Annotated in this window: 20 protein-coding genes and 1 tRNA gene; 6 read left to right on the forward strand and 15 right to left on the reverse strand. The window is 63.7% G+C overall.

Features of this window, described 5'->3' with window-relative positions; genetic code table 11:
* Positions 1-156: 156 nt before the first annotated feature.
* Both VK792_RS11310 and VK792_RS11315 read left to right on the forward strand, forming a co-directional pair.
* The gene (locus tag VK792_RS11310; RefSeq protein ID WP_326297599.1) at positions 157-981 is read left to right on the forward strand and encodes a DUF4268 domain-containing protein; all 825 of its coding nucleotides are present in this window, start codon (positions 157-159) and stop codon (positions 979-981) included.
* Between the two features lie 15 nt (positions 982-996).
* Positions 997-2,415 carry a recombinase family protein gene (locus tag VK792_RS11315; protein WP_326297600.1) on the forward strand — a complete coding sequence of 473 codons (1,419 nt, stop codon included), beginning with the start codon at positions 997-999 and terminating at the stop codon, positions 2,413-2,415.
* Between the two features lie 143 nt (positions 2,416-2,558).
* Here the strand turns inward: VK792_RS11315 and VK792_RS11320 are convergent.
* The 7 genes from VK792_RS11320 to VK792_RS11350 all read right to left on the reverse strand — a co-directional run bounded on the left by VK792_RS11320 (position 2,559) and on the right by VK792_RS11350 (position 8,839).
* Positions 2,559-2,633: transfer RNA gene (locus VK792_RS11320), tRNA-Gln, on the reverse strand.
* A 128-nt stretch (positions 2,634-2,761) separates the two neighbouring features.
* Complete coding sequence (locus VK792_RS11325) at positions 2,762-3,733, reverse strand: diguanylate cyclase domain-containing protein (protein ID WP_326297601.1); 972 nt, start codon at positions 3,731-3,733, stop codon at positions 2,762-2,764.
* Positions 3,730-4,338, reverse strand: coding sequence for a heme NO-binding domain-containing protein (locus VK792_RS11330; protein ID WP_326297602.1), 609 nt, complete (start codon positions 4,336-4,338; stop codon positions 3,730-3,732). The genes VK792_RS11325 and VK792_RS11330 overlap by 4 nt, the downstream gene beginning before the upstream one ends.
* 62 nt (positions 4,339-4,400) lie before the next feature.
* The gene (locus tag VK792_RS11335) at positions 4,401-6,122 is read right to left on the reverse strand and encodes a hypothetical protein (protein ID WP_326297603.1); all 1,722 of its coding nucleotides are present in this window, start codon (positions 6,120-6,122) and stop codon (positions 4,401-4,403) included.
* Positions 6,123-6,191: 69 nt separating this feature from the next.
* Entirely contained in the window at positions 6,192-7,757 is a 1,566-nt protein-coding gene (locus VK792_RS11340; RefSeq protein ID WP_326297604.1) for a trimethylamine methyltransferase family protein, read from the reverse strand.
* Between the two features lie 99 nt (positions 7,758-7,856).
* Positions 7,857-8,558, reverse strand: coding sequence for an HAD family hydrolase (locus VK792_RS11345; RefSeq protein ID WP_326297605.1), 702 nt, complete (start codon positions 8,556-8,558; stop codon positions 7,857-7,859).
* A complete protein-coding gene (locus tag VK792_RS11350) occupies positions 8,555-8,839 on the reverse strand; it encodes a DUF3572 domain-containing protein (protein ID WP_326297606.1) in 285 nt (94 codons plus the stop codon). The genes VK792_RS11345 and VK792_RS11350 overlap by 4 nt, the downstream gene beginning before the upstream one ends.
* A gap of 84 nt (positions 8,840-8,923) precedes the next feature.
* Between VK792_RS11350 and VK792_RS11355 the strand changes: the two genes are divergently transcribed.
* Positions 8,924-10,285 (forward strand): diguanylate cyclase domain-containing protein, encoded by a 1,362-nt coding sequence (locus tag VK792_RS11355; RefSeq protein ID WP_326297607.1) that lies wholly within the window; start codon positions 8,924-8,926, stop codon positions 10,283-10,285.
* A gap of 8 nt (positions 10,286-10,293) precedes the next feature.
* Here the strand turns inward: VK792_RS11355 and VK792_RS11360 are convergent, their stop codons facing one another.
* The 4 genes from VK792_RS11360 to VK792_RS11375 all read right to left on the reverse strand — a co-directional run bounded on the left by VK792_RS11360 (position 10,294) and on the right by VK792_RS11375 (position 12,402).
* Positions 10,294-10,794: a periplasmic heavy metal sensor gene (locus VK792_RS11360; protein ID WP_326297608.1), complete on the reverse strand. Its 501-nt coding sequence runs from the start codon at positions 10,792-10,794 to the stop codon at positions 10,294-10,296.
* A gap of 3 nt (positions 10,795-10,797) precedes the next feature.
* Positions 10,798-11,151: a hypothetical protein gene (locus VK792_RS11365; RefSeq protein WP_326297609.1), complete on the reverse strand. Its 354-nt coding sequence runs from the start codon at positions 11,149-11,151 to the stop codon at positions 10,798-10,800.
* Positions 11,144-11,728 (reverse strand): RNA polymerase sigma factor, encoded by a 585-nt coding sequence (locus VK792_RS11370; protein WP_326297610.1) that lies wholly within the window; start codon positions 11,726-11,728, stop codon positions 11,144-11,146. Before VK792_RS11370 ends, VK792_RS11365 begins: the two co-directional genes overlap by 8 nt.
* 95 nt (positions 11,729-11,823) lie before the next feature.
* A complete protein-coding gene (locus tag VK792_RS11375; protein WP_326297611.1) occupies positions 11,824-12,402 on the reverse strand; it encodes an EF-hand domain-containing protein in 579 nt (192 codons plus the stop codon).
* A 226-nt stretch (positions 12,403-12,628) separates the two neighbouring features.
* Between VK792_RS11375 and VK792_RS11380 the strand changes: the two genes are divergently transcribed.
* Positions 12,629-13,021, forward strand: a complete 393-nt coding sequence (locus tag VK792_RS11380; protein ID WP_326297612.1) for a DUF983 domain-containing protein — start codon at positions 12,629-12,631, stop codon at positions 13,019-13,021.
* A 22-nt stretch (positions 13,022-13,043) separates the two neighbouring features.
* Entirely contained in the window at positions 13,044-13,745 is a 702-nt protein-coding gene (locus VK792_RS11385) for an NUDIX hydrolase (protein ID WP_326297613.1), read from the forward strand.
* Between the two features lie 9 nt (positions 13,746-13,754).
* Here the strand turns inward: VK792_RS11385 and VK792_RS11390 are convergent, their stop codons facing one another.
* From VK792_RS11390 to VK792_RS11400, 3 genes are read right to left on the reverse strand one after another with little or no spacing between them, the layout of a single operon-like run.
* Positions 13,755-14,660, reverse strand: coding sequence for a DMT family transporter (locus tag VK792_RS11390; protein ID WP_326297614.1), 906 nt, complete (start codon positions 14,658-14,660; stop codon positions 13,755-13,757).
* Positions 14,661-14,681: 21 nt separating this feature from the next.
* Positions 14,682-15,581, reverse strand: a complete 900-nt coding sequence (locus VK792_RS11395) for a fatty acid desaturase (RefSeq protein WP_326297615.1) — start codon at positions 15,579-15,581, stop codon at positions 14,682-14,684.
* Complete coding sequence (locus tag VK792_RS11400; protein ID WP_326297617.1) at positions 15,574-15,777, reverse strand: DUF2061 domain-containing protein; 204 nt, start codon at positions 15,775-15,777, stop codon at positions 15,574-15,576. Before VK792_RS11400 ends, VK792_RS11395 begins: the two co-directional genes overlap by 8 nt.
* Positions 15,778-15,881: 104 nt before the next feature.
* Here VK792_RS11400 and VK792_RS11405 point away from each other — a divergent pair, with 104 nt between their 5' ends.
* Positions 15,882-16,742, forward strand: coding sequence for a helix-turn-helix domain-containing protein (locus tag VK792_RS11405; protein WP_326297618.1), 861 nt, complete (start codon positions 15,882-15,884; stop codon positions 16,740-16,742).
* On the opposite strand, the gene VK792_RS11410 is transcribed toward VK792_RS11405, so the two are convergent.
* On the reverse strand, positions 16,736-17,776 hold the full coding sequence (locus VK792_RS11410; RefSeq protein ID WP_326297619.1) for an aldo/keto reductase: 1,041 nt from the start codon (positions 17,774-17,776) through the stop codon (positions 16,736-16,738). The two genes, VK792_RS11405 and VK792_RS11410, sit on opposite strands and share 7 nt — an antisense overlap.
* Positions 17,777-17,796 lie beyond the last annotated feature (20 nt).

The following is a 17,796-nucleotide window of genomic DNA, read 5'->3' on the forward strand; positions in this document are numbered from 1 at the left end:
GCATCAGCATGACTCGCACGGCCAGCACCAAATGGGAATCCCAATTCGGACTCGTTTGTCGCGATCAATCCACTAGCGGTCCTTGGCGAGACTCTCGGGATCGACCTGGAACTGGAAGCGCAGGAGAAATCCGTCGGGCCGTTTCGCGCCGACATCTTGTGCAAGGACATCGGCACGGGCGCCTGGGTGCTTGTTGAAAACCAACTTGAACGGACCGATCACGGACACCTTGGGCAACTCCTGACCTATGCCTCGGGCCTGGAGGCGGTGACCATCATCTGGATTGCCGCCCGGTTCACGGAGGAGCATCGCTCCACGCTGGACTGGCTGAACAAGATTACCGACGAGAGCTTTCGGTTTTTCGGCTTGGAGGTCGAACTCTGGCGGATCGGCGACTCCCCGGCTGCGCCGAAATTCAACGTCGTCTCGAAGCCGAACGACTGGTCCCGCTCGGTCGCCCAAGCTGCCAGGGCGATCGACGAAGCGGACTTGACCGACACGCGCAAGATGCAACTCGACTACTGGACGGCATTTCATGCGGTTCTGAGCAAGGTTGGTGGTCCGGTCTCGGGCAATCGGAAGGCACAGCCGCAATCCTGGATGAACTATTCGATTGGTCGCACTGATTTTGCGCTGGGCACTGCCATGAACGGTTTCAAGCAGTGGCTACGCGCTGAGCTCTACATCAGCGGTGTTCATGCTGATGCTCATTTCAACCTCTTGCACGATCAGAAGGACGCCATCGAACAGGAGCTCGGGTATACTCTCCAATGGGAGCAGTTGCCGTCGCGTCGGGATTGCCGGATCGCCGCTTATCTGGATGACACTGACGCCCAAGATCAAAACGACTGGCCGCGGCAACACAAATGGCTGGCCGCGAAGCTTAACGACATGCACCGGGCCTTCGTCGAGCGTGTCCGAAAGCTCAACGCGGACGAATGGCAACCTTACCCCCAAGCGTTGCCACCGAATGATGTTTAGCCTATACTAAACATCATGCCAGCCAGAACGCTCACCCCCAAGCTCTCCGTCCTGCCGCCCAGCACCCGCGCGGTGATCTACGCCCGCGTCTCCTCCAAGGAGCAGGAGAAGGAGGGCTACTCGATCCCCGCGCAGTTGAAGCTGCTAAAGGACTACGCCGCGGCCGAGGGCTTCACCGTGGCGAAGGAGTATGTGGACGTCGAGACCGCCAAGCAGACCGGCCGCGGCGCCTTTGGCGAGATGGTGAACTGGCTGCGTGCACATCCGGACATGCGGGTGGTCCTGGTCGAGAAGACCGACCGGCTCTATCGCAACCTCAAGGACTGGGTGACGATCGACGAGCTGGATGCCGAGATCCACTTCCCGAAGGAAGGGGTGGTCCTGTCGCGCGACTCGCGCTCGTCCGAGAAGTTCATGCACGGCATCAAGGTGCTGATGGCGAAGAACTACATCGACAACCTGTCGGAAGAAGCCCGCAAGGGGATGCAGGAGAAGGCCGAGCAGGGCATCTGGCCGACCAAGACACCACTCGGCTACCTGAACGTCACCGGCCCAGACGGGCGCAAGGTGATCGCCGTCGATCAGGAGGTCGCGCCGATGATCACCAAGCTCTTCGAGTGGTATGCGACCGGCGAATACGCGCTGAAGGAGGTTGCCAAGAAGGCCCGCGCCGCCGGTCTGGTCTACAAGAAAAGCGGCGCGCCGGTGCCGACCAGCACCGTGCATTCGATCCTTCGCAACCGTCTCTACACCGGCTGGTTCGAGTGGAACGGCAAGCTCTATCAAGGCAAGCACGACGCGCTGGTGCCGGTCGAGTTGTGGGAGCGGGTGCAGGGTGTCATGGACGGCCGGAACGCCAGCAAGCACCGGCGCATGACGCACGACTTCGCCTTCTCGGGCCTGATCGCCTGTGCGCGATGCGGCTGCTCGGTGGTCGGCGAGATCAAGAAACAGAAATATATCTACTATCACTGCACCGGCTACGCCGACAGATGCCGGGCGAGCCTGCCTCGTGCCGTCGGAAGTATGTGCGCGAGGAGGTGTTGGAGCAGCAGTTCACCGCCATGCTTGGCCGGCTTCGCTTCGATGACGAGGTGCTGGAGTGGGTGCGCGAGGCCCTGCACGCCAGCCACGCCGACGAGCGCCGCGAGCATCAGGAGGCGATTGCGCGGCTCCAAGCCGAGCACGCCCGCCTCGGCGAGCGGATCAGCACGATGTATGTCGACAAGCTCGACGGGAAGATCACCGGCGAGTTTTTCGAGGAGATGTCGGGCAAGTGGCGCGAAGAGCAGCGCCGCCTGCAACGGGACATCGAGCGCCACGAGGAAGCCGAGCAGTCCTACATGGAAGAAGGTTTGCGGATTCTCGAACTGGCTCGGAACGCGCAGGCCCTGTTCGAGCTCCAGCCGGCCCGCGAGAAGCGGCGGCTTCTGAATTTCGTGCTATCGAACTGCACCTGGGAGGATGGGGAGGTGGTCGCCACTTTCCGACAACCCTTTGATCTTTTGGCGGAAACTACTGCTATCGCTGCGAGCGCAGCGGCCGAAGATAAGGCGAAATCCGATAAGAATGATATTTGGCTGGGGTGGTAGGATTCGAACCTACGGTACGCGGTACCAAAAACCGTTGCCTTACCACTTGGCTACACCCCAACGTGGCGCAGGTATTACGACGGGAGACCGGGGGGATCAAGCCCCATTTGGCAGAAAAATCCGCGAAGTTCACAGGAAACGTCCGGCGTGGGAAATTGCCTTGGGGTGCTGGCCGGACTCCCGTCGCCTTATGCCGGCCCGCTGGCGGTGTCTGCAAATTCGAAGCGCGCCCGACCAGCCGCTTTCGCGGCATAAAGTGCGGCATCAGCCTGGGAGATAAGCTCTTCTGGTTGAAGAGTTTTCCCGGCGGGCCGCAGGGCAATTCCGATACTGGCCGAAATCTCGCACGGGGTGCGGTGCCACAGGATCGGCTGCTCCAGCGCGGCGATCAGGCCGCTGGCAATTTGCCCGAGTCGCCGGTGTGACGTCAGCCCGTCAAACAACAGGATGAATTCATCCCCGCCCACGCGCGCCACCGTGTCTCCTCGACGCACTGCACCCAGCATGCGGCGTGCGGCCTCTTGCAGGATGTGATCACCGGCGGCGTGGCCCAAACCGTCGTTCACCGCCTTGAATCGGTCCAGATCAAGGTGCATCAGCGCAAGGTCACCGCCCCCTGCCAGCGCCCGCGCCAGCACGTGATCCAGCGCGCGGCGGTTTTTCAAACCGGTCAGCGTGTCGGTAAAAGCCTGTTCTTCCGCCGCGATTCGGGCAACCTGTAGCCGTCGGTTCAGACGACGTGATGCCTCTATCGCGGCGGATTTGGCTTCGAGCAGATAAAGCATTTCGACCGAAAGATCGGTCGGATCGAAATCGGCATTGGTCAAGGCATAGTCGCGCACGGCTTCGACCAGCGAGATTCCGAACGATAGGTTGATGACCGCGCCCCCCCGCCCATCCGGCACCAGCACCCCCTTGAGCGAGGTGCGCGGCACATCGCGGAACCGCAGGTGCAGGCGCTTGCCAGTTGCCCGCAGCAGATCGTCCATCTGTTGCAGGTCGGGCGGGCGGCGCAGGTCGAAGACATCAAGAAATTGTCGCCCCTCCAAAGCGCTGCGCAGCTTTCGAAGGGTCGGCCCGGCCTGGACGATCCGCCCCTCGGCGTCCAGAACCGCGTGCATCGGGCACAAGACCTTCAGCATGGGCATCTGCACCGTCATGGCGCACCTTTTCGCCGGTCTGCCACGCCCGCGGCCAGATCAAAACTGCGCCCTTCGGCATAAGAGGCATGGAAAACGGTGATCGCGATGGTTTCACAGTCCCCCGTCCGGCCCTTGTGCTCCAGACAGACCAGCGCACCATAGTCGTCGGCCATGGCCCGCAACAACCCCACGAACACATGCCCGAACAAGCCGCCAAAGCCCCGGCAGTTCAACGTGAACTGTTGCGGACCATCATCGGTCAGGGCAAGCGCGGGCATGTCGAGATCGGACAGCGCAAGTCGCACGCGGTCCTGCAAGTCGTCCAGAGAATGCAGGAAATCGATGAAATCCGCCCCGCCAAACCGCAAAAGCCGCCGCACCGACTGTGTGTTGGGATGTGACACCAGATAGGTACCCATATCTTCCAGCAAAGTATCTCGCGACTTGCCCAACACCTTTTCAGCCGCGGCAAGCACCCGATGCGCAAGGGCGGCATCGTAGCCCAGCATGGCTTCGAATTCGGCAAAATCCAGCGCGGCGGCATCGACCACGCCAAGCCAGCAATCTGCCCCGTAGGTGTCGGTCAGGAAGTTCTGGAAGCTGCGAAAGATCAAGCCGTGCATGGTGAGAGTCCGCTGGTCTGCGGACACTCTGCGCGGGGGGGCTTAACGCCCGCTGAACGTTTTCAATTGTTGCTAAAGAGAACCATGTCCCCGATGGTCCATGCCTCGACGGTGACAGGGGCCAGCACGCCTACTCCGTTCAGCGTCCGGGTCAGAACCTCTTCAGGCAGGTTGAACCGCGTCCCGCCGGGCAATATCAACAGTTCTGGTCCCTGCTCCAGCCGGTCATCGGTGAACCGTAACGCCTGCGCCGTGACCCGGTTGCCGGTCTGCCGCAACAAGACGATCGCACGGGCGGGCGGGCCGGGCTGAAGCAGCAGCGCACAGCCGGGCTGGCCATCAAACGTGCGGTCACAAGCCTGCAACCACGGGTCCAGCGTCGTCTTGCCCAGAGCGTCAAACGCACCATCCGGCAGGTCGGCGTCCCGCGGAAAGACCGGCATCCGCTGGCGCAGATCGGCCCGTACCGGGGCGGCGTTCTGCACGTCGGTTTCCCTGCGGAACCGCCAAAGGCTGCTTGCGTCTTTGGCTTTGGCGATATCACCAGAAAGCTGAGGGTAATCGGCCTCCAGCGATTCGAGGCCCCGCTTACCCGCAACGCCCCAATCGTGCACCATTTCGTACAAGGGCAGTTCAACAAACGCCCCGCCGGAATTGCGGTAAAGCCGCAGGTGGTCATTGGTGCTGATCGCTTCGGGGCGGAACAGGGGGGTCAGCCAGGCCACCGCAACCGCGACGGTCACCAGCGCCATGCCGATATTGGCTTGCCGGATCTCGCTCATCCATGTGCGTCCCCACAGCACGGCATAAGTGTAGATCAAACCATAGGCCATAATCACGAAGGCAAAGGTCATTGCCAGCAACCGGTCCGGGGTCCAGCCGTGATCGGCCACGCGGATGAAGATCGCCGTGATCGACAATCCGCCCAGCACAGCGACCAGCACCGCCAGCAGCCGTACCGCATGCTGCATCCAGCGCAGACTGATCGCCTCTTCCGCGTCGCGGTCGACGGAAACGGTCACCAGCAAGATCGCGGCAGAGGCCGCGGACATCAGCGTCAGCGCCGGGGAAAACGACCCGACCAGCCCCGACAGCCCCCGGAACGGCAAGGCGATGACAAAGATGACAATGACCACCAGAACCGGCGGCACCAGAAGGCGCAGCAGGCGCAGCACCAGGAAAGGAGAGATATAGTCGCGCAGTTCATGCACCACGCCCATGGCCAGGCCAAGGACAGACCCGCTGAGGATGTAGGGCACCGCGTCGATGTCCAGAAGATCGTCGATGATCGTTACACCGACGATCTTCAGCAACGCATCCGACAACATTACCAGCGCCCAGAATATCCCCGAGAACAGCGCGGCAGAGATATAGCGCACCATGATCGTCCAGGTCAGGTCGAACAGGGTGCCGTAGTCGCGCCATTTGCCTTGCAGCCCCGCCCCAAGGAAGGGCACGGCTATCAGGATCAGCGTCACAACCGCAAGCGGCCCATAGCCAACGTCCAGAAACTGGCCGACCTTGGCGTGACGCCCGGAAGCCCAGACCAGCAACAGCCCGATCCCCGCCCCAAGCCCTAACGACGGCAACAGAGTCTTTTGCATCGGGCTTGGCCCGCTGAGTGCCAGAACTGCGGTGAAAAAGGAAAACGCCAACGCCGAAAGGAACAGCCACATCCGGCCCCGTTCAAGGACATCCGGCGACAGGTCGAACAACGCCCAGCAAGCCAGCCCGGCGATACCGCCGACCAGCAACATCAAAAGGCGAAACCGTGCATCTGTCATGGTCCGCTCCTCCCTGCTTTCCGTGCGGGCAGCATGGGGTGGTTTCGGGGCCAAGTGCAAGCGCGGCCGTCAGAAATCGGTGGGTGCGCCGCCTTCCTCCTTGCGTTTTGCGACAAAGGCCTGAAGCTCTTCGTGGATCGCGTCGTCCATCGGCGGGGCCTCGAATTCGTTCACGATCGCCTTGTACATGTGATGCGCGCGCTCCACCGTCCAGACGCCGCCCGCCGCCTCCCACGCCTCGTAGTTCTTCCAGTCCGACAGGAACGGTTGATAGAATGCGGTGGTATAGCGATCCTGCGTGTGCTGGCAGCCGAAGAAATGGCCGTTCGGGCCGACCTCGGCAATCGTGTCAATGGCCAGCGCGTCGTCCGAGGTGTCCCAAATGTCGGGGTCCATGTAGCGGATCAACTGGTTCAGAACCTCGCAATCCATGATGAATTTTTCCGGGCTGGCGATCAGCCCGCCCTCAAGCCAGCCGGCGGCATGGTAGACCATGTTGGTGCCCGACTGGATCGCCGCCCACAGGCTGTGCTCGGTTTCCCACATTGCCTGTCCGTCCGGAACGTTGGCGGCACAGACGCCCGAAGACCGCACCGGCAGGCCATAGAACCGCGCCATCTGGCCGGTCATCTGCGTGGCACGCATGTATTCCGGCGTGCCAAAGGCCGGTGCGCCCGACTTCATGTCGACGTTCGACGTGAAGGTACCGATGACGCAGGGCGCGCCCGGATTGATGATCTGCGCCAGCACCACCGCCGCCAAGCCTTCGGCCAGCGACTGCGCCACCGCGCCTGCCATGGTCACCGGGGCCATCGCCCCCGCCAGTGTGAACGGGGTCACCACCAACCCCTGCCCGCGCCGCGCCATCCGCATCCAGCCATCCAGCATCGGCCAATCATGTTTCAGCGGAGAGGTCGAGTTGATGTTGGTGTACATCCGAGGACTGGCGTCGAATTCCTCGTGTGTCAGCCCACTGGCGATGCGCACCATTTCCATCACGTCCTCGACCCGTTCGGGGCCAAGACTGTAGGCGTGCATCACCTTGTCGGTCAGCGTCAGCTTGTCATAAAGCACGTCCAGGTGCCGGACAGAGGCGTGGATATCCACCGGCTCTACCGGATAGCCGCCAGCGAAGTGGATGCAGTTGAAATACTGTGTCAGCTTCAACAGGTTCCGGCACTGTTCGCGCGTGCCCGACACCTTGCGGCCAATCTCCAGGTCCCAGTAGTTCGGGGGCGAGGACACGTTGCCGAACAGGATATGCCCGCCACCGATGGTAATCTGCCGGTCGGGGTTGCGCGGGGTCAGGGTAAACTGATCCGGTGCCTTGGCCACCAGTTCCATCACCATGTCGCGCCCCATGCGGACGTTTTCGCCCGATACGGTACAACCGGCGGCCTTGAGGATGTCCAGCGCCTCGGGGTTGAGGAACTCGATCCCGATCTCTTCGAGGATGCGCATGGCGGCATTGTGCATCCGCGCGACGCCCTCCTCGGACATCGGTTCGGTTGGGCGGTCGCGGTTGATCGGCAAGGTCCAGGGCGCCTGCTCGATCAGGGCACTGCCCCGCCGTCCGGCGTGTCCGGCGCGGCCGCCGCTGCGTTTGCGTTTCTGGGGGGACGACAGTTCGGCCATGGGGCTACTCCGATCGGGTTTGGCCCAGAAAACACCCGGCTCGCCCGGCAATCCTGCCGGTTTCCGACGCAAACTGTCGCTTTCCGCATGCCGCAGGTGTCAGGCAGTGCCCAGCCAGCCTGGCAGATGCCCGATATCGGGCAGGACCACATCGGCCAGCGGCGCCAGATCGGCCTGTGTCGCGGGGCCGGTCAGAACGCCCACCGTGCGCATTCCCGCCGCGCGCCCGGCAATCAGGTCATGGGCGCTGTCGCCAACCATTGCCACACGGGCCGGGTCGCGCCCCACCGCATCGGCAAAGGCCAGCAAAGGCGAAGGCGATGGTTTCGCGCCGTGCCCGCTGTCGAACCCGGCGATGAAATCGAACCGGTCCAGCACCCCCGCAGACCTGAGATGCGCGCGGGCCGCGACCTCGGTGTCATTGGTCATCACGCCCAAGGCCAGCCCAGCCCGCGCCAGCGCATCCAGCAATGGCGCCAGAGGCACGGCCGGGGCCAGTGGCGCGTTGACGGCCAGGTCGATCAGCACCGCCTCGATTTCTTCCACCGTGCGGTCCGGCAATGCCGAGGCGAGCGCTTCTGCCGCTTCGCGGTTGGTGCCTGCGATGACTACGCTGGTGGGATGAAACCGCCGCGCCGCGATGTCATAGTCCGCCGCATCGGCCAGCGCCTGCATCAGCACCGCATCCCCCGACGACAGCCGCTCCAGCGCTGACAAGGCCCAGACATCCCAGGTTGACGAGAAATCGAACAGCGTGCCGTCCTTGTCGAACAGCACCGCGTCCACCCCCGCGCCGGTCATGTCCAGTGTACCTGCTCACCGCCGGGCAATGCCGCGCGCGCCTGCGCCAGATCCTCGTATCGGATCTGCACATGATCGCAGAACGCGGTGACCCAGGCGTCGTCCATCAGCAGGAAATCCAGTACAGCGCCCTGCATCGCCGGATCGGTGACGCCCGCCCTCAAATCGTCCAGTCCGGCACCGGTCGCCCCAAGAAAGACCGGCAACAGGTCGTCATGCGCAACAAGCCACGAAATGGCCTGTAGCCCAAGGGTTTCGGCAGCATCCTGCGACATCGACATGGAGAGAACTTTCGGCAACGCTTTCTTAACCAAGATAACTAAAGACTGACCCTACCGAACATGCAAGCGCCAAGGAGGGGACCCATGGCCGGCAGGGTAATGATCGTGGATGCCATCGCACCGAACCGGATCGTGTTGCGGTCGCTGCTGTCATCTGCACAACACACCGTGGTTCAGGCCACCACCGGCGAAGAGGCGCTGACGCTGGCGCGGCAATTGCCGCCCGACGTCATCATCTCGGCGGTGGACCTGCCCGACATGACGGCGCAGGCTTTGTTTTCCAAGTTGCGCGGCTCGGCCCAGTTCGGGGCGATCCCGATCCTTGCGGTCACGATCGACACGCTTTCGGCGCGGATTTCCGCGTTCGAAGCTGGCGCCGATGACGTGATATCGCGCCCGCTGGATCAGGCGTTGTTGCTGGCACGGGTGCGCGGGCTCTTGCGCCTTGCGCGGCCCGACAATGCCGTGCCCCTGCCCCGCCTTCCCAAAGGCCTGGCCGAACCCGGCGCGGCCTTTGTCCGGCGTCCGCGAATTGCGCTGTTGTCCGACGACGCCGGTCAGGCCCGCGAACTGGCGGAGCCGTTGTGTGCGCTTGTGCCGGGCGACTATGCCACCGCGACCCCCGCAGAGTTCCTGCGCGGCGCCCTGAGCGGCCCGCCACACAGCGCGGTCGTGCTGATCCCCGGTGACGGCACCGACGGCTCTGCCCTGGCTCTGCTGGCGGAACTCGTCACCCCCCGTATCCGCGGCCAAGAGCCGCTGGTCATGCTGGCACCGCCAAGGCCCGACACCGGACTGGCCGCAAGCGCGCTTGATATCGGGGCGGGGGATGCGTTGTGTCACGGGCTACAGGTCGAGGAACTGGCGCACAGGCTCAGGCGTTTGATCGCCCTTGGTCCGCGCAGTGCGCGACAGGGGCAGACCACTGATCTTGATCCTGATACCGGGCTGCTCTGCCGGCAGGCAGGGCTGTCGCGATTGACCGAACTGGCGCGACGCCCGGTGCCGGACCAGGGGCCCTTCGCGGTTCTCTTGCTGCGGCTGGCGGGGGTCGATGTGGTTCTGCAACGCTACGGCTTTGCCTGCGCGGATACCGCGCTGGCCACAGTTGCGGTGCGGCTCCGGGCCGGGTTGCGGCCGGGGGACCTGCTGTCACGCTTTGGAGATCAGTCATTTCTTGCAGTTCTGCCCAAAACCGGCAGCGCGGAAACCCGGCGCACCGCATTGCGGCTGTGCCATATCGTCGGCGAACAGCCCTTCGCCTGTCCAGGCCGGCAATCCAGCGCAAGCCTGAGCCTGGGTGCCGGTGTCGCCCTGTCTCACACGGTTGCAGCCCTTCCGGCCGAAGCCCGTGCCGACGCCCTGTTGCGGCTGGCAGACGCCGCGCTGGCCGAGGTGGCCTTTCGCGACGCGGACCCGGTGCGTTTCTCGCGCCCCGCCGCCTGATCGCCGGATCAATCGCGCAGCGGGTGAGCGCGCGCTTCGAACCGTGTGATTTCCTGTTCCAGCCGGTCGGCATAGGCCGCCCGCTGCGACGGGCTCATCGTCGCGAGGTAGTCAGCCAGAACCTTCTGACCGGTCGTCAGCCGGGCCTGCGCGTTCCGCGACTGCGCGTCCAGGTTGGCGCGCAGGGCATCCGGGTCAAAAGGCTCAGCCCGGAGCAGTTCGACCGACCGGCGATACGCGCGCGCCAGATCGCCCCGGTCGCGCGGTGCGCCGGCAAAGGCCTCGCGCAGTTGACGACGCAGCGCACGCTGGTCATCGCGTTCCAGCGCCCGGGTATAGGGCATGGTCTGGTCGCGTGATTGCGGCGCTTCACGATGATCGGGCAGACCGCGCCAGATCATCCCCGCCGCCAACCCGACAACCATCAGGTTCAGCGCCAGCGACACGAACAAAAGCACCCGGACCCATCGCCGGGTGCCGCGCGGCTGGGCGGTTTCGGTTGTCGCCATGGCTCAGCCCTCCAGCAAGACGAAATCAAAGCTGCTTTGCGGATCGACCGTGAGCGTGCCATCGCCGTAAAGCGCCGTGCTCAGGCTGTCGCTCAGCCCCGCCGGCTGTACCGCGCCCAGCCAGACCCCCAGCACCGTGGCCGCGGTCAGCCCGGTGACCGCAGGCCAGCCGCCGACGGCGGCGAACAGTTGCCGCAGGATTCCGGGCGCGCGTTCGGTGACCACCGCGCTGCGCACCGGCTGCAGCGCCAGCGCGTCGGCCTGGACGCGGGCCAGAAGGTCCGCCGACGGCTCTGCCGCCTGGGCCTTGGCCGCGTCGAAGAAGCTTTGCAGTTCGTCCATGCCGTGATCAGTCATCGGTATACCCCAGTTCGTCCTTGCGCCCGGCCAGTATCTCGGTCAGGGCCCGCTTGCCCCGCGCGGTCAGGCTTTCCACCGCGCGCGGGCTGATCTCCATGATGGCGGCGATCTCGGGGTTTCCCAACCCTTCGATGTGACGCAGCACCACCGCTTCTCTTTGCCGGTCGGGCAACTGCATCAGGGCGGCCTGCAACGCGTCTGCCCGCGCCTGCTGCTGCATCCCTTCCGCCGCCCCCACAGCGCCGTCTTCCACTTCTGGCACCGCGTCCAGATCGACCGACGGGCGACGCCGCAGCCGGTCGGTACACAGGTTCGCCACCACCCGGTAAAGCCAGGTCGTGACCTTGGCTTCGCCTTCGCGCCAGTCCGGAGCGATGCGCCACAGCCGGATCAAGGCGTCCTGCGTCACGTCCTCGGCCTCCGCATGGTTGCCCAGCAGCCGCATGGCGTGGCCAAAGACCCGGGGCGTCAAGCGCAAGGTCAGGATGCGCGCCGCCGCCGCATCGCCAGAGGCATAGCGGGCCAGCAACGCTTCGTCACTCAGATCGTCCTGGGCGTCATAGGGCATGGTCATTTGCCTGCGTGGCCTAGTCGGTCTTACCAAGTCCCGCAATCCAATTGGAGTCCCGGGCGGCGGGGGACGATCCGCCGCCCGGGACCTTCAGGCCGTTATTCCCACCAGCGCGGGCCGTGGCCATCGCGACCTTTGTGTTCGCCGCGCGGGCCATGATCGCCGCCGCGCTTGCCGAATTTCTCGTGACCGCCGTGCTCACCGAACTTGCCGCCGGCGCGGTCTTTCATGCGCTCTTGCAACTGGGCGAACTCTTCCTCGGACACCGCACCGTCATCGTTGCTGTCAAAGCGAGAGATCATGCGTGCGCCCATGTCACCACGAGGGGACTGCAACTCGTCCATCGACAGGGTGCCGTCGCCGTTTTTGTCCATCCGCTTGATCATCTGCGCGGTGCGGTCCTCGATCCGCTCGGCGTCGCGCGCCTGGGCGGCGGCGGTCAGCTCCTCGGCGCTCAACTGGCCGTCGCCGTTGGTATCGGCCTTGGCAAAGCGTTCGGATTTCTTGGCCTGCAAATCCTCGATGGTCAGCTGACCGTCAGCGTTTGCATCCAGTTCCGCAAAGGTCGGCATCTGGCGCGGGCCGCGTTCTGTCTGCGGGCCAGTGGCGTCCTGTGCCATGGCCGATGCGGCCAGTCCCAGGGCAATTGCACTCGAAAGGATCAATGCGCGTTTCATGTCTCGGTTCTCCTTCAGGTCTTTTTCAGGTCTCAGACGTTTTGGGGAAGCGGCTTTTCCATCCGCTTTCCGACAAGTCATACGGGCGGGGCCAGAAGTTCCGTCGCGGAGTCTAGATTTTTTCTCTCTCCGCCGTGACGCGCGACACGCCGACGCAAGGACACATTGCACACTTTTTATTCCCGCCCGTTTGGATCACCCTCTGCCCTGGAGAGAGAGGACAACCATGTTTGACGATTCCAGCATCGAGGTCGAACGGCCTCTGGCCCCTGCCTTGTGGAAGGGGTGGCGTCGCCGTTGCCCCAAGTGCGGCAACGGCCCGCTTCTGAACGGTTACCTCAAGGTGCGCGACACCTGCCCGGTCTGCCGCGAGGAATTTCATCACCATCGCGCAGACGATGGCCCGGCTTACGTGACGATCTTGATCGTCGGCCACGTCATGGCGCCCCTGTTGCTTTGGGCCTTCGTGAAATGGCGGCCTGAACCACTGGTGTTGTTCACCATATTCGCGGTTGGCTGTGTCGGCCTGTCGCTTTATCTTCTGCCCCGATTGAAAGGGGCGTTGATCGCATTCCAGTGGTCGCGACACATGCACGGGTTCGGAGCACCGCCCGCATGAGCCCCAGGGGCAAGAGGGGCGCATGACCGATACAATCGACAAGACAGCCATCCGCGACGCGGCCACCGTGATCGTGATGCGCGACCGGTTGACAGAGCCGCGCATCCTGATGGGACAGCGTGGCGCCCAGGCCGCGTTCATGCCAAACAAGTTCGTCTTTCCAGGCGGCGCGGTGGATCGCAGCGATGCGCAGGTGCCCCTGGCCGCGCCGCTGACCGACCTGTGCCGGAATCGGCTGCAGGAAGACAGCGATCACGACCACAGCCACGCGCTGGCCGTCGCCGCCATCCGCGAGCTTTGGGAAGAAACCGGCCTGCTGCTGGGCCAGCCGGGTCAATGGCCCGGCGCCGTGCCCGGCGACTGGGCTCGCTTTGCCGCCACCGGCCACGTCCCGTCGGCCCGGGCGCTGCAGTTCGTGTTCCGTGCCATCACCCCGCCGGGGCGGCCGCGCCGGTTTGACGCGCGGTTCTTCTTTCTGGATGCCGACGAGGTCGCAAGCGATCTTGACGATTTTTCCGGGGCCGAGGACGAACTGAGCCACCTGCAGTGGATCCCGCTGAGCGAGGTGCGCCGCTTCGACCTGCCTTTCATCACCGAGGTGGTTCTGGCCGAGGTCGCCGCCCGCGCGACCGACATGTCGCCACCGGTGTCGGTGCCGTTCTTCCGCAACGACGACGAGGAAAGCCTGTTCCTGCGCCTGCGCGGACACCCGATGACGGACTGACGTCGCGGCTCAGATTGTCAGGACAAGCAACAGGATGCTGCCGGTCAGGATCGCGATGCCGACGATTTCACGCCGGGTGATCGTTTCGTGGAAGAACAGAACCGACGCGAGGATACCGAAGATCAATTCGATCTGGCCGACAACCTTCACATAGGCGGCGTTCTGCAGGGTGAAGGCCCAGAACCAGCCGAAGGATCCGCCGATGCTGGTCAGCCCGACGAAAATCCCCGTCCGCCGCGCGGCCCAGACGCGGCCAAGCTGGTCGCGGTCGCGCCAGAACAGCCAGATCGTCATGATGCACAGCTGGAAGCCGGTGACAAACGCCAGCGTCACCGCCGCGCGCAACGGGGCGTCGGGACTGTCCACCGACAAAGTCGCCGCGCGGTACAGCACCGCCGAGATCGCGAACAGAACCCCCGAAGACAACCCCAGAAGCGAGGCTTGCGAGCTCAGGTCGCGCCACCAGCGCGTGGCCACATCCCCCGGTTTGCGTGACAGAAGGATGACTCCGGCCACCCCCAAAACGATGGCCAAGGAGCCATAGGCCGACACTGCGTCACCCAGGATCAGCCAGCCGAACATCGCGCTCTGGATCACTTCTGTCTTGGCAAAGGTCAGCCCGACGGCAAAGTTGCGTTGCTTGAACAGGGCGACGACACAGATCGTGGCCAGGATCTGCCCAATCCCGCCCACCATACCGGCAATCCAGAAAATCCCGCCGATCGCCGGCATCGGCCGACCGCTGAAATGCAGGTAGAAAAACAGCGCAAGGATCACCAGGGGCGCAGAATAGAAGAAGCGGGAAAACGTGGCTCCAGTGGCCGACAGCCGTACCGTCGCCAGCACCTTCTGCAACATGAAGCGCACGGTCTGAAACAGCGCCGCCGCCAAAGATACCGCGATCCAAAGGCTCATGCCGCCTTCTATGGCCCCAGATCAGCGCTTTGGCCAGAGCGGATGCGGCACAGGGTCCTTCGCCCGCAGGAAATAGCGGCGGAAAACCTCGGCGTAGGAACGGTAGCGATAGCCGTCGTTGCACGACAGGTAGCGATCCCTGTTCTGCCAATAAAGCTGCGGCAGCTGGAACCAAGGCACGCGCGGGTGCATGTGATGCACAACGTGCAGATTGTTGTTCAGAAAGATCAGCGCCAGCGGGCCACGATCCTCGATGATCACAGTGCGGCCCCGCGCTTTTTCATGGGCCTGGTGTTCCAGGAACGTCCGGATTTTCAAGATCGACACCGCCGCATAGCTGGACAGCAGGAACGCCCAGACCGGCATCTGCCCGATCGCCACCACCCACCACAGCACGAGCGCCACCGCCGGCAGATGCCACAGCCATCCCAGCAGAACGCGCCGGTCGCCGCCACGGATCGACCGCCAGTCCCCCACCATGAAACTGACCTGCCCAACCAGCGGCCCGATCAGCAGCCGCCCGATCAACAGGTTGTTGGCACGCAGAACCCGTTGTTTCCAACGTGGCAGCGCCGCCCAGACCGCCGGGTCAAGATAATTGCTTTCGGGATCGTCGTAGGGGTCGGTCAGCAGACTGTCGCGATGATGCGCCAGGTGCGTGTCGCGAAACCGCATGTAGGGGATCAGCAGCGACAGCGCCGGAAACACCAGCGCTGCATTCAGGTGACGATTGCGGAACGGATGGCCATGCAGCATTTCGTGGCACAGCGACGAATGCAGCGCGGCCGCAAAGGTCACCAGCACCATACCCAGCGGCAACCACAGCGCCGCCGCCCAGGTGGTTCCCAGTGCCCAAAGAACGTAGCACAACGCCAACAGCGCCAGAGTTGGCCATTCGCGCGCGATCGACCGGTCAGACATCCCGACCCCACGCGATGTTGGCCCAAAGCCGTTCGTAAAGCAGGTAGGACACGAAACCGATGCCCGCGTTGATCAGCGCCATCGCCCCGCCGGTCCGAAGCGATCCGGTAAAGACAAAGCCGATCAGCGCCATGACGCAAATCCCCAGCACCGTCCAAAGCACCGATTTCACCAAGCTGCGTGTCCGCGTTTCCATCTTGTCCCCTGCCAAGTTCACAGCACCGTGATATCGCGAACGGTACCCGTCGGGGATTCTGAATATGGTTAACAAAAATCTGCATTGGTGATATTCGTCACAACATGCTCAATAAAATCGACAAACGCCGCCGCGCGCATCTGTTCCGCTCTCGCCTGCTGCGCGCGATGGAACAGACCGGCACATCGCAAAGTGCGCTGGCGCGGCGCACGGGCGTCGACCGATCGACCATTTCGCAACTGACCACGGATGACGGCGCGCGCTTGCCAAATGCCCATATCGCGGCATCTTGTGCATCGGCCCTTGGCGTTTCGGCGGATTGGTTACTGGGCTTGTCAGAACGGCCCGAAAGCGCGGCTGACCTGCTGAGCACGTCCCTGTCCCTGACCGCAGCGCCGCGGGCGCTGGTGGACGAACAGATCTTCGGCTGGCACCAAGAGGCGGCGGGCTACAAGATTCGCCATGTGCCCGCAGGTCTGCCCGACATGCTGAAAACCCGTGCCATCCTGGAATGGGAATACGCGCCGCACCTTGGCCGGACCACGGAACAGGCGATCAACGCCTCTCAGGACCGGCTGGACTGGATGCGCAACAGCGCATCGGACTATGAAATCGCCTTTCCGCTGCACGAACTGCACAGCTTTGCCTCTGGCGAAGGTTATTATAACGGGTTGTCACCGGGTCTGCGCCGGTCGCAACTGGACCACCTGCGTAGCCTGACCGAGCAACTCTACCCGCGGCTGCGGCTGTATCTGTTCGACGCGCGCCGAGTCTATTCCGCCCCGGTGACGATCTTTGGCCCGCGTCTTGCGGTGATCTATCTGGGTCGCAATTACGTCAGCTTTCGAGATACCGAACGGGTCCAGGCGATCACCACGCATTTCGACCACCTGGTCCGAGAGGCGACGGTAGGCGCACGCAGCACCACCGCCCACCTGTCGGAACTGACCGCGCTGGCTCAGTAAGGCATCGGGTGGGCCTTGTGGGCATCATCCAGTGCCACCAGCAGATCGTCCGTCAGAACGACGTCGACGGCGCCAAACGCATGTTCCAGTTGGGCCATCGTGGTCGCGCCAAAAATCGAAGACGCCACAAAAGGCCGCCGCGCCGACCACGCCAGCGCCATATGCACCGGATCCAGTCCGAAATCGGCTGCGATCTTCAGATAGGCCTGCACCGCGCCGAACACACGGTCGGACCGGCGTCCGCCCATCGTGTCGTTGATCGACATGCGCGAACCGTGCGGCACCGCGCCATTCTGGTATTTGCCCGACAGGAATCCCGCGCCCAAAGGTGAAAATGGCAACAGGCCCACGTCCTCGTTCACCATCAGTTCGGCCAGATCGGTGTCGGCCATACGGCACAGCAGCGAATATTCATTCTGGATCGACGCAACCCGCGGCCCCCCCTGTTCGTCGGCAGTCCGCAACCACATCGCCGTGCCCCAGGCGCTTTCGTTGGACAGGCCAAAGGCACGGATCGTGCCGCGCTCGACCTCGCGTTGAAGCGCGCCCAGCGCGTCTGCCATGTGCTGTACCGTCTCTTCGCGGTTCTGACCCGACGGGTCATAGCGCCAGTTCTTGCGGAACATGTAGCTGCCCCGGTTCGGCCAATGAAACTGGTAAAGGTCGATATAGTCGGTCTTCAGCCGCCGCAGCGATCCTTCGATGGCCTCGGGGATGGACTGCGCAGAAATCGGGGCCCCACCCCGCGCGTGCGACCCTTCGCCGGAATGCTTGGTCGCCAGGATCCAATCGGCCCGACGCCCGGTCCGGGCGAACCAATCCCCCAGAATTTGCTCGGTGATGCCGATGGTCTCGGCGCGCACCGGGTTTACCGGGTACATTTCCGCCGTATCCATGAAGTTGATCCCGGCATCATGGGCCCGTTCGATCTGGGCGTGGCCTTCGTCCTGTGTGGTCTGGGTGCCAAAGGTCATTGTGCCAAGGCAAAACTCGGACACCTCGATGCCGCTGCGGCCAAGGGGGTTCATTTTCATCGTGCACGGTCCCTCATTTT

This window comes from Mesobacterium hydrothermale (assembly GCF_035818635.1).
Classification (GTDB): Bacteria; Pseudomonadota; Alphaproteobacteria; order Rhodobacterales; family Rhodobacteraceae; genus Mesobacterium_A; species Mesobacterium_A hydrothermale.